Origin of the sequence: Nonomuraea sp. NPDC001636 (assembly GCF_040298265.1) — a bacterium.
GTDB lineage: Bacteria > Actinomycetota > Actinomycetes > Streptosporangiales > Streptosporangiaceae > Nonomuraea.
In genome coordinates this window covers 505,469-517,143 of record NZ_JBEOZT010000001.1, presented here as the reverse complement: position 1 = coordinate 517,143, position 11,675 = coordinate 505,469, and the positions used below count along the sequence as shown (strand labels likewise).

The window sequence follows — 11,675 nt, the reverse complement described above, 5'->3', positions numbered from 1 at the left end:
TCACTCTTTCCCCGCTGCGGCGTCAGCCAGCGCGTTGGCGCCACCGACGATCTCGCTGATTTCCTGGGTGATCTCGGCCTGGCGAGCCTGGTTCATCTGCATGGTGAACACGCGGATCAGCTCGTTGGCGTTGTCCGTGGCGGACTTCATGGCGCGGCGGCGCGCGGCCTCCTCCGAAGCAGCCGACTGCAGCAGCGCCGTGAAGATGCGGGACTCCACATAGCGCGGCAGCAGCGATTCGAGCACGTCGCCCGCGGTGGGCTCGAACTCGAAGTACGGCGGGATCGTCTCGGTGGCCGTCGCCTCGGTCTCCTCGACCTCCAGCGGCAGCACGCGCTTGACCACGACGTTCTGGGTCAGCATCGAGACGAACTCGGTCGAGACGATGTGGATCTCGTCGATCCCCGCCTCTTCCTTGAAGGAGTCGATCAGCGTCTGCGCGATCTCCTTGGCGTCGGCGTAGGCCGGCTTCCTGGAGAAGCCGACCCACTGGCCGCCCATCGTACGGTTGCGGAAGGTGTGCCAGGTGACACCCTTCCGGCCGGTGACGAACGGCACCACCGTCAGGCCGCGGCTCTCCAGCAGCCCGCGCAGGGCCTCGGCCTCGCGCAGGACGTTGGCGTTGAAGCCGCCACAGAACCCGCTGTCGCTGGTGACGATGAGGACGCCCGCCTTGGCGGGGTTCTCCTTCGCCACGGTCAGCGGATGGTCGACGCTGGCCGCGTTGCTGACGACGCCGGTGACGGCGCGAGTGATCTCACGCTCGTACGGCAGCGCCGCCTGCATCCGCATCTGCGCCTTCACGATCCGCGAGGAGGCGATGAGCTCCTGGGCGCGCGTGATCTTGGCGGTCGACTTGACCGACCTGATCCGCCGCCGCAGCAGCCTTAGCTGGGCACCCATGAGCTACTTCTCCGTCGCCGGACGGACGACCTTCTTGATCTTCTCCTGGCCGACCTCGTCGGCCTCGAGCGGCGCCACCGGCTCGTCCTTGACCAGGAGCTCGCCCGAAGAGGTGGTGAAGCCCTTCTTGAACTCCGTGACGGCGTCCTTGAGGCTGGTCACCGCGTCGTCGGACAGCTCGTTGGTCTCGCGGATGCTGTCGAAGATGCCCTTGTGACTGCTCTGCAGGTAGTCGAGGAACTCCTGCTCGAAGCGGCGGATGTCCTCGATCGGAACCTCGTCGAGCTCACCCGTCGTGCCCGCCCACACCGACACGACCTGACGCTCCACGGAGAACGGCGAGTACTGCGGCTGGATGAGCAGCTCGGTCAGGCGCTGACCGCGCTCCAGCTGGGCGCGGGAGGCCGCGTCCAGGTCGGAGGCGAAGGCCGCGAAGGCCTCCAGGTCGCGGTACTGCGACAGCGACAGGCGCAGCGTGCCGGCCACCTTGCGCATCGCCTTGATCTGCGCCGAGCCACCGACTCGGGAGACCGAGATACCGACGTTGATGGCGGGACGGATACCGGCGTTGAAGTAGTCGGTCTCCAGGAAGATCTGGCCGTCGGTGATGGAGATGACGTTGGTCGGGATGAACGCCGACACGTCGTTGCCCTTGGTCTCGATGATCGGAAGACCGGTCATCGAGCCACCGCCCATGTCGGCGGAGAGCTTGGCGCAGCGCTCCAGCAGACGGGAGTGGAGGTAGAAGACGTCACCGGGGAACGCCTCGCGGCCCGGCGGGCGGCGAAGCAGCAGCGAGACGGCGCGGTAGGCGTCGGCCTGCTTGGTGAGGTCGTCGAAGATGATGAGGACGTGCTTGCCCTGGTACATCCAGTGCTGGCCGATGGCCGAACCGGTGTAGGGGGCGATGTACTTGTAACCCGCCGGGTCGGAGGCCGGGGCGGCGACGATCGTGGTGTACTCCAGGGCGCCGGCCTCTTCGAGACGGGAGCGCACCTGGGCGATCGTCGAGCCCTTCTGGCCGACCGCGACGTAGACGCAGCGCACCTGCTTCTCGGGGTCGCCCGAGAGCCAGTTGTCGCGCTGGTTGAGGATGGTGTCGACGGCCACGGCGGTCTTGCCCGTGCCACGGTCACCGATGATCAGCTGGCGCTGGCCGCGGCCGATCGGCGTCATGGCGTCGATGGCCTTGATGCCGGTCTGCAGCGGCTGCTTCACCGGCTGCCGCTGGACGACCGAGGGGGCCTGCAGTTCGAGGGCGCGCAGGCCCTCGGACTCGATCGCGCCCTTGCCGTCGAGGGGGTTGCCGAGCGGGTCGACCACACGGCCGAGGAAGTTGTCGCCGACCGGCACGGACAGGACCTCGCCCGTCCGGCGGACCGTCTGGCCTTCCTCGATCTTGCTGAAGTCGCCCAGGACCACGACGCCGATCTCTCGGGGGTCGAGGTTCAGGGCCAGGCCGCGCGTGCCGTCCTCGAACTCGAGCAGCTCGTTCGCCATCGCCGAGGGAAGGCCGGAGACATGGGCAATGCCGTCGCCGGCGTCGACGACGGTCCCGATCTCCTCGCGCGCGGCGCCTTCCGGTTCGTACGCCTGGACGAAGCGCTCAAGCGCGTCCCGGATCTCGTCCGGCCGGATCGTAAGCTCCGCCATCTCTACTCTGTCTCCCTATTCATTCGGCGCTCACTGCGCCTCAGCCGGCCAACCGGCGGCGGACTTCTTCAATTCGTCCCACGATCGTGGTGTCGATCATCTCGTCGCCGATGCGGACCGAGAACCCACCGAGCACTCGCTTGTCCACCTCGACGTTCAGGTGCACGTCACGACCGTAGGAGGTGCGCAGCCAGTCGGCCAGTCGCTGCTTCTGCGCGTCGGACAGCTCGACCGCGCTGCGCACGACCGCCACCAGGCGCTGGCGCTGCTGGGCCACGAGCTGGCCGAACTCCTCCAAGCCCCTTTCCAGGCTACGCCCGCGCGGGTGCACCGCCAGCTGCGTGATCAGGCGCTGGCTGGTGGGGGCCACCTTGCCGCCGAGCAGGTCGCCCAGCAGCTGCCGCTTGCCCTCCGCGGGCGCGGCCGCGTCGGCGAGCGCGCGTCGGAGGTCGGGGTTGGCGGCGACGATACGGCCGAAGCGGAAGAGCTCGTCCTCGACGTCGTCGAGCCTGGACTGGCCCTCCGCCTCGGCGGCGGCGGCGACGACGCCGAGCCGTTCGAGCGAGTCGGCCAGGTCACCCGCGCGCGACCACCGGACCGAGACCGCGGCCTCGGTCGTGGCGAGGGCCGCCTCGGAGACCTTGCCGCCGAGCAGGGCGCGGACGGTGCCCGCCTTCTGCTCGGCAGCCCTGGCCGGGTCGGACAGCGCGCGGCGCAGGCCGTGCTCGCGGTCGAGCAGATCCGCGACGGCGAACAACTCGTCGGAGAGCGCGCCGAGGTCGGCGCTGCCCGCGACCGCGTTGAAGCGCTCCTCGACCTCTGCCAACGAGGTCCTGCTCAGACCTCGCATTAGCGCACCGCCTGCGCGTTGCTGCTCTCGAGCTCGTCGAGGAACCTGTCCACGATCCGGCTCTGGCGGACCTCGTCCTCAAGGGACTCGCCGACGATGCGGCCGGCCAGCTCGGTGGACAGACGGCCGATCTCCGTGCGGAGCTGCGCGAACGCGGCGGCGCGGTCGGCCTCGATCTGGGCGTGCGCGGCCTCGACGAGACGACGGGCCTCGGCCTGCGCCTCCTCGCGGAGCTCCGCCTTGATCTGCGCGGCCTGCTCGCGAGCCTCTTCACGGAGCCGGCCGGCCTCGCGGCGGGCCTCCTCAAGCTGCTGCGCGTACTGCCGCTGGAGGTTCTGCGCCTCGGCCTGGGCCTCCTCAGCCCTCTTGATGCCACCCTCGATCGCGTCGGTCCGCTCGGCCAGAGTCTTCTGGATGCGCGGAACGAGAATCTTGCCGACGACGAGGAGGACGACGAGGAACGAGAAGATACCGACGACGAGCTCGAACGTGTGCGGAAGGAGCGGGTTCGCCCCTTCTTCCTGCGCGAGGAGCGTAGCTGCCTTAATCATGGGTGCAGCCTTTCGTCAGAATTCTTCTGGTCCTAGATGCCCGCGAAGATGAACGGCGCGACCAGACCGATCAGGGCGAGGGCCTCGGTGAGGACGAAGCCGAGGAGCATGTTCTGGCGGATCAGGCCGTAAGCCTCGGGCTGACGCGCGATGGCCTGCACGCCCTGACCGAAGATGATGCCGACGCCGATGCCGGGGCCGATGGCGGCGAGACCGTAACCGATGGCGGTGACGTTGCCGGAGACCTCAGCGAGAACGCTCATTGCTATTTCCTTTACTGGACGGCCGGTGAAGGGAGTCCCACCGGTCATGGATATTCCGGTATGTGGTTCTCAGTGATCCGGGTGCAGCGCGCCGCCGATGTACATCGACGCCAGCATCGCGAACAGGAAGGCCTGCAGGAACTGGATGAACATCTCGAACCCGGTCAGGATGATCGTCATGATCACGCCCACCACGCCGACGGGGGCACCCAAGGGCGTCAGCTTCTCGAACAGGAACCAGAAGCCGACCATGCTGAAGAACGCGAGCAGCATGTGACCGGCGAACATGTTCGCGAACAGTCGGACAGCGTGCGTGAACGGCGCGATGATCATGTTCGACAGGAACTCGATCGGCGCCAGAAGGAAGTAGATCGGCTTGGGCAGGCCGGGCGGGAACATCATGTTCTTGAAGTAACCGATGCCGCCCTGGTGCTTGACGCCCAGGTAGACCTTGATCGCGTAGATCGAGAGCGCGAGCACGGCCGGGAACGCGATGTGCGAGGCGACCGGGAACTGCGCGAGCGGGATCACGCCGAGGATGTTCCAGAACAGGACCAGGAAGAAGAGCGTGACCAGCAGGCCCATCCACCGATCGGCGTCCTTGCCGAGGAACGGCCGGGCGATCTGGTCACGGACGAACATGTAGCCGTACTCGACGACGTTCTGGGTGCCCCTCGGCACGAGCTTCGGCTTGGCGAAGGCCACCCAGCACACGGCGATCACCACGAGCGCGCTGAGCATCGCCAGCAGCACCGGCTTGGTGAACCAGGTCACCCCGGGGATGATCGGCGTGAACGAATTGAACAGCTCATCGGGCGATGGCGCCCGGAAGTTGTCTTCGGGGGCGAGGACCGTCAGCGCAATCACGCGGCGTTCCCTTCAACGTCGTAGTGGATCACAAGGGTTTCCTCAGCGAGGCGATCGCTGCGTCGGGTTAGCGACCGAACTTCCGGTAGACCGCGTAGCCGCCGAGCACGACCCCAAGGACCACGCCTATGGGGAAGAACGCGGACATGTCGAGCCACCGGTCCAGCAACCACCCGAGACCGCCATAGACCGCCATCCCGGCGAGCAGATAGCTGGGGACTGACCACATGGCATCGGAGAAGTCGCGACCGTCGTGTTCCGGCCGGCGTTCCTGTGCGCTCATCGCGGCCCCGACGATAGCAGGCGAGTGGAGGACTAGTCATATCGGACCCCATCCCTTTACCTGCCTCATGAGTCGCCCTTTCCGGGGACCGAGGCTTCGGGGTCGACGTAGAGCATCTTGGTCTTCATGAACGCGCGGACCTCGAATCCGGTCCAGACGAGCGTGCATCCGACCACGGACCACGCGAAGGCCTGGGTGTTCCAGGCGGTGGTCTCACGGAAGGCGGACAGCACCACCATGATGGCGACGACTTTGACGAGGTAGCTGACCATCGCCGCGATCGCCATCATCTGGGGGGAGACGCGGGCGGCATAGGAGACCGCTACCACGCTGATGCTGAAGAAAACCCCGACGAGCAAGGTGCCGAGGGCCGCGCCGAGCGCTCCCTTGCCGCCCGCGAGGAGGAACGCCACGATGACCGCGACCACCCCGACCGCGAAGGTCGGAACAGCGGCGCTCTTGAGTACGCGCACGTCGTTGGCCTGCATCGGTGCTCCATCAGCATGTTGTCAAGCGAGCGTTTGCTACCTCCAGAACATGTGCGTCTGGAGGTCCCTGCTCGTGAAAGATATCACAAGCTCACGGAAGACCGCTTTTACCTGCCGTTTCTAGTTCCCGATCACGGACGGCTCGGAAATGCAGGAATGACCGGTTTGCCCTCGGCGCTCGCGCGTTCCTGCGCCGAAGGGCCGCCCTGCGGCGGCATCTGCCGCCTGACCTGGGTGTCCGGGCCGATCGGCGGCATCGGGCCGGTGGGCGGGCCGTCGTCGTCGGGCTGCTTGTCGCGCGTGGCGGCGTGCGCGCCGCCCCTCCCCCGCCACCGCGGCGCCGCCATCAGGACGAGCACCGCCAGCGCCAGCACGATGACCACGACGAACAGCAGCACCGGCACGCCCTCGCGGGACATCGCCACCAGGCCGAAGGCGAACAGGAACGCCCACGCGTACATGATCAGCACCGAGCGGCGGTGCGAGTGGCCGATGTCCAGCAGCCGGTGGTGCAGGTGACCGCGGTCGGGCGCGAACGGCGACATGCCGTGGGACGTGCGCCGGACCACGGCGGTGATCAGGTCGATCAGCGGCAGGACCAGCACCGCCGCCGGCAGCATCAGCGGCAGCAGCACCGGGACCTTGTTCATGTCCTCGATGGCGGCCGGGTCGAGCGGTGTCACCGTGACGATCGAGGAGGCGAGCACCAGCCCGATCAGCATCGCCCCGGTGTCGCCCATGAAGATCTTGGCCGGATGGAAGTTGTGCGGCAGGAAGCCCAGGCACGTGCCGATGAGCACGGCCGCGATGGCCGCCGTCGTGGTGATGTTGCCCACGCTCATGCTCTGCGCCAGCAGGATCGAGTACGCCCACGTGGCCATGGCGGCGATGCAGACGATGCCGGCCGCGAGCCCGTCGAGCCCGTCGACGAAGTTCACGGCGTTGATGGTGACCACCACGATCATGATGGTGATGATCGTGCTCAGCGTGTAGTCGAGGCTGGTGGAGCCGCCCCAGTCCTTCGGCAGCGGGATGTAGAGCAGCCGCAGGTCGAAGTAGACCAGCACGCCCGCCGCCGCGATCTGCCCGCCGAGCTTGATGAAGGCGTCCATGCCCCACCAGTCGTCGAGGAAGCCGGTGAGCGTGATCAGGCCGCCGGCGACGATCAACGCGGTGACGGCTCTGCCGTCGTACTCCGACAGCGCCGCGCCGGTGTGTTTCAGCTGGCTGGCGACCAGCAGGCCGACCACCAGACCGCCGTACATGGCCAGGCCGCCGAGTCTCGGCGTCGGCGTGGTGTGCACGTCGCGCTCGCGAACCTCGGGCATGGCGCCGATGCGGATGGCGAAGCGGCGCACCAGCGGGACCAGCAGATACGTCACCGCTGCCGAGATGAGCGCCATGAACAGGTATTCGCGCACGGACCTAGTTTCCCGGATGCTCCGGCCAGCTGTGACCGGAAACCGACACAGACCAGCTTAATATTCGCTGAGATATGGCTGATGGATGGCGAGAAGCGCCGCCACTCTTTCCCTGACCTCGGGCGCAACGGCCGGATCGCGTACGGACATCGACAGCAGACTTCCCACCTCCTCCATCTCCCGCGGGCCCATGCCCTGCGTCGTCACGCACGCCGTGCCCACCCGGATCCCGGAGGTGACGGCCGCCGGCTCCGGATCGTACGGGATGACGTTGCGGTTGAGCGTGATGCCGGCGGCCGCGCAGCGCCGTTCGGCCTCGGCGCCCGAGACGCCCAGCTCACGCAGGTCGATCAGGGCCAGGTGGGTGTCGGTGCCGCCGGTGACCGGACGCATGCCCGCCCCCTCCAGCGCGGAGGCGAGCGCGCGGGCGTTGCCGACGACGCGGCTTGCGTACGCGGCGAACTCCGGCCGCAGCGCCTCCCCGAACGCCACCGCCTTGGCCGCCACCGCGTGCATCAGCGGCCCGCCCTGCACGAACGGGAACACCGCCCGGTCGATCTTGGCGGCCAGCTCCTCCGTGCACAGGATCGCGCCGCCGCGCGGCCCGCGCAGCACCTTGTGCGTGGTCAGCGTCACGACGTCCGCGTACGGCACCGCCGACGGGATCACCCCGCCCGCCATCAGCCCGATCGGGTGCGCCACGTCGGCCAGCAACCACGCGCCCACCTCGTCGGCGATGCCGCGGAAGACCGAGAAGTCGATCAGTCTCGGGTACGCCGTCGCGCCGCACACGATGACCTTGGGCCGGCGTCGCAGCGCCAGGTCGCGCACCTCGTCGTAGTCGATGAGCTCGGTGTCGCGGCGCACGCCGTAGGAGGCGACGTCGAACCATCGTCCCGAGAAGTTCACCTTCGAGCCGTGCGTGAGGTGGCCGCCGTGCGGGAGCGCCATGGCGAGCATGGTGTCGCCGGGCTGGAGCAGGGCGGCGTAGGCGGCCAGGTTGGCGCTCGCGCCCGAATGCGGCTGGACGTTGGCGTGCTCGGCGCCGAACAGCCTGCGCGCCCGCTCCACCGCCAGCCGTTCGGCCCGGTCGACGACCTCGCAGCCGCCGTAGTAGCGCCTGCCGGGGTAGCCCTCGGCGTACTTGTTGGTGAGGGTGGAACCCAGGGCGGCCATGACCGCGGGGGAGGTGAAGTTCTCGCCGGCGATCAGCTGGATGCCGGCGCGTTCGCGTTCGAGCTCGTCGAGCAGCACCTGCGCCAGCTCCGGATCCTGCCGCCGCAACCGCCCGAAGTCGGGCCCGTAGTACGGCTCCCCACCCATTTCTCCACTGTACGACCGCGTGTCCGTTTTGCCCAGATAGCCGCGCTGCGAGGGCAGGGGGTTCGTGACGGTCGGGAGCCATGAAGGCGGTCACCTGCCTGCGAAGGCCAGGTGACGGCGACCGCGAGCCTCCGGGTACTTCCGGGAGCCTCCAGGAGCGCGGAGCCTCCCGGACCGTGAAGCTCAAGGACCGCGAAGCGCCGGGGAAGGCGGAGGTCAGGGGAAGGCGTGTGGTGCGCCGGTCTGGCTGGGGATCCACCTCGGGGTGTCGTCGGCCTGGTCGCTGATCGCGGTGAGCACGGCGTGACGGTAGAGAGCCAGCTTCGACCGCCATTCCCGGATGTCCTGCACATAACGATCGCCGACCGGTGCGTCCCACGTCTGCGGGCTCTTGGCCAGCGCGTACGCCTTGTCGAGGGCCGTGCTGAGCTTCTCCAGCATGGGCATGACGGTGTTCCAGGCGGTGACCAGACGTTCGTAGTCGGGGTTGAACTCGTAGGCCAGCGGCTGGTTGTCCAGCGGGCCCGCTGCGGTGACGGGCGGCATCTCGTCCCTGCTCCTGGGCCTGGGGGCGGGCGGGTCGACGTACATCACACGCTCCTTCCCGACGTCCCGGGATCGACCTCACCCGATGGACCGTCCGGCCTGATGTCCCTGGGAGCCCAGTCACCCTCGCCGTACTCACCGGGCGGAACCCCCACGGACGGCATGTCGAGCGGCTGAATGTCGCGGACGTCGTCGATCAAAGTCCTGATCGCCTCCGGCCTGGCCGAGGACACATCCACAGCCACGACCCCGTCTCCCTCACTCACCCACTTCCCACCGGCACCCCCGCCGTCCAAGCCCTGCGCCCCACCATCACCATGACCCCCGCCGTCCAAGCCCTGCGCCCCACCATCACCATGCCCCCCGACACCGCCGTGAACAGCCGCGACATGACGCCCCGTATCACCACCACCAGCAAATACGTCCCCTCCAGCAGAAACGTCTCCTCCAGCGGATACGGCCGCCCCTCCCCCAGGCGCCGTAGGCGGAATCCGCACCCCAGCAGACCCGTCACCCCGCCCAGCTCCACCATCTGCACCAGCCCGAGCAGCATCCGCGGCCCCACCGTCAGCCCGCCCGGCATCAGCCCGATCAGCATCGGCCGCGCCACCACCGGTGCCCACATCGCCACGCCCATTGCCTGCGCCGCCATCGGCACGCCCACCATCTCCGTAGCCACCACCGACGTCACGGCCACCATTCACGGCGCCGCCATCAGCCCGACCGGCATCAGCCGCACCGCCACCGGTCCCCACGCCGTCACGTCCACCATCCGCGCGCCCACCGTCGGTGTTGCCGCCGGCGTCACGGTTGCCGTTGGCGGTGCCCGCGTCAGTGCGGTTGCCGTTCGGGGCCTTGTCGTCGGCGCAGGCGGTGTCGTCAGTGCGGCCGGTGTCCGTGGTGCCGCTGTCGGAGCGGCCGTTGTCGCTGATCGCGCCGCCGCTGGAGCCGTCGGTCCGGCCTGTGCCGGTGTCCGTGTGGCCATTTGCGCCGTCGGCCCGGCCGGTGTCGCCGATGGGCTGGGTGCCGGTGCCTGTGGTGGCGTCGGGGCGGGTCGGGGTGGCGGAGGTGCCGTCGGCGTGGGTGCCGTGGGTGCCCGCGTCTCCTGGGGTGCCCTGGTGGGCGCCTGTGTCCCCGGTGGTGCCGCGGTAGGTGTCTCCGGTGGTGCCGGGGTGGGTGGCCGCATCGTCTTGGGTGCTGCCGTTGTGGGACGTCGTGTCGCCTGCGGTGCCGAAGTGTGCGCCCGTGCCTTCTGACGTGCCGTAGGGGTGGCCGGTCGCGGTTGCGGTGCCGTACGGGTGGCCGGTCGCGGTTGCCGTGCCGGGGTGGTGGGCGGTGGTGTTGCCTGCGGTGGTCGTCGAGGGGTCGGTGCCGCCCTCTCCTGTCGGCACCGACAGCCCTTCGCCTCCGCCCGCCGTCGCCGCGCCGCCGTCGGCGTGCACGGTCGGCATGTCGGCGGGCTGCACGTTGTCGACGTTCTTGAGCAGGGATTCCAGTTGTTCGGCCGTGGGCGGGTCGATGGGGACCTGGAGGACCTTCACGCCGTCGACCACCACGACCTGGGGCTTGTGCGGGTCGTCCGGCTGGTCCTTCGCGGGGACGTTGGCGGTGCCGGTGTCGGCCTCCGCTCCCCGGTCGCGTCTGCTGTCCTGGTCGGGGGCCTTGGGGTCGTCGGCGGCCGGGGTGTCACCGATGCGGCCGTCGCTGCGGCCGTCTGTGCGGTCGCCGGTCCGCTCACCGGTCCGTCCGTCGGTCCTGGTGTCGTTTCCGCTGGTCCCGGTGTCCTTGTCGGCGCCGTCGCACGCCTTCCCGTCGCCGTCGGCCTTGGCACCGTCGTCGCCGGTCTTGCCGTCGGGGTCCTTCGGCGTCGGCGGGTCCGTCGGTTTGGGGTCGTGGTCCCTCGACGCGGGCGGATCCGTCGGCTTGGGGTCGTGGTGCCTCGACGCGGGCGGGTCCGTCGGTTTGGGGTCGTGGTCTTTCGGGGCGGGTGGGTCCGTGGGCTTGGGGTCGGGGGTTTTCGGGGGTGGGTCGGTGGGTTTCGGGTCGTGGTCCTTCGGGGTGGAGGGGTGGGTGGGCTTCGGGTCGGCGGGGTGTCCGGGGGTGGCGGGGTCGGTGTGCTTGGGCGGGTCGTCGGCGCGGGGGTTGCCGTACTTGTCGTCGCGGCTGCCCGGCGACTCCTTGGGCTCGTCGGCCGTGCCGCCGCCGCCCGTCTTCGACGTGTCGCCCAGCTTCCCGTCGGCGCGCTTCTCCAGGACGGCCAGCCGCGCGTTGACGTCCTTGACCATGTGATCGGCGGAGTCGGCCACCTGGACCGGACGGTGGGTGCTCCGCGCGGACAGCCCGGCACGGCTCAGCACCGCCCTGACCTGGTCCTCGGCCGTGCGCAGCGCCGAGGACGCGTGCTTGACCTCGGTCAGCAGGTCACGGACCAGCTGCGGATCCATGCCGTCGAACTTGCCCATGGGCCACTCCCGGACGTGTCGCCGTTCCGGGACTCACGGTAATCGCGGCCGTGGCGTCGCCGCAG

The 11,675-nt window shown here is 69.1% G+C and carries 12 protein-coding genes; all 12 read right to left on the bottom strand.

Annotated elements, in window-relative coordinates:
* A complete protein-coding gene (locus tag ABT158_RS02340) occupies positions 1 to 903 on the bottom strand; it encodes a F0F1 ATP synthase subunit gamma (RefSeq protein WP_125631661.1) in 903 nt (300 codons plus the stop codon).
* 3 nt (positions 904 to 906) lie between these two features.
* Positions 907 to 2,556: a F0F1 ATP synthase subunit alpha gene (gene atpA, locus ABT158_RS02335; RefSeq protein ID WP_352320419.1), complete on the bottom strand. Its 1,650-nt coding sequence runs from the start codon at positions 2,554 to 2,556 to the stop codon at positions 907 to 909.
* Positions 2,557 to 2,596: 40 nt separating this feature from the next.
* On the bottom strand, positions 2,597 to 3,406 hold the full coding sequence (locus ABT158_RS02330; RefSeq protein WP_352350003.1) for a F0F1 ATP synthase subunit delta: 810 nt from the start codon (positions 3,404 to 3,406) through the stop codon (positions 2,597 to 2,599).
* Positions 3,406 to 3,957: a F0F1 ATP synthase subunit B gene (locus ABT158_RS02325; RefSeq protein ID WP_352320415.1), complete on the bottom strand. Its 552-nt coding sequence runs from the start codon at positions 3,955 to 3,957 to the stop codon at positions 3,406 to 3,408. The genes ABT158_RS02330 and ABT158_RS02325 overlap by 1 nt, the downstream gene beginning before the upstream one ends.
* Positions 3,958 to 3,989: 32 nt before the next feature.
* Complete coding sequence (gene atpE / locus ABT158_RS02320; RefSeq protein ID WP_188190622.1) at positions 3,990 to 4,220, bottom strand: ATP synthase F0 subunit C; 231 nt, start codon at positions 4,218 to 4,220, stop codon at positions 3,990 to 3,992.
* Positions 4,221 to 4,289: 69 nt separating this feature from the next.
* Positions 4,290 to 5,087, bottom strand: coding sequence for a F0F1 ATP synthase subunit A (gene atpB / locus ABT158_RS02315; protein ID WP_352350001.1), 798 nt, complete (start codon positions 5,085 to 5,087; stop codon positions 4,290 to 4,292).
* Between the two features lie 67 nt (positions 5,088 to 5,154).
* Positions 5,155 to 5,370, bottom strand: a complete 216-nt coding sequence (locus tag ABT158_RS02310; RefSeq protein WP_229824207.1) for an AtpZ/AtpI family protein — start codon at positions 5,368 to 5,370, stop codon at positions 5,155 to 5,157.
* 65 nt (positions 5,371 to 5,435) lie between these two features.
* Positions 5,436 to 5,858 (bottom strand): Cg1360 family ATP-synthase-associated protein, encoded by a 423-nt coding sequence (locus ABT158_RS02305; protein ID WP_352349999.1) that lies wholly within the window; start codon positions 5,856 to 5,858, stop codon positions 5,436 to 5,438.
* Between the two features lie 131 nt (positions 5,859 to 5,989).
* Entirely contained in the window at positions 5,990 to 7,279 is a 1,290-nt protein-coding gene (locus ABT158_RS02300; protein ID WP_352349997.1) for a glycosyltransferase family 4 protein, read from the bottom strand.
* A gap of 57 nt (positions 7,280 to 7,336) precedes the next feature.
* Complete coding sequence (gene glyA, locus ABT158_RS02295) at positions 7,337 to 8,602, bottom strand: serine hydroxymethyltransferase (protein WP_352349995.1); 1,266 nt, start codon at positions 8,600 to 8,602, stop codon at positions 7,337 to 7,339.
* 216 nt (positions 8,603 to 8,818) lie between these two features.
* A complete protein-coding gene (locus ABT158_RS02290) occupies positions 8,819 to 9,193 on the bottom strand; it encodes a hypothetical protein (RefSeq protein WP_352349993.1) in 375 nt (124 codons plus the stop codon).
* Positions 9,193 to 11,610, bottom strand: a complete 2,418-nt coding sequence (locus tag ABT158_RS02285; protein WP_352349991.1) for a hypothetical protein — start codon at positions 11,608 to 11,610, stop codon at positions 9,193 to 9,195. Before ABT158_RS02285 ends, ABT158_RS02290 begins: the two co-directional genes overlap by 1 nt.
* Between the last annotated feature and the right edge of the window lie 65 nt (positions 11,611 to 11,675).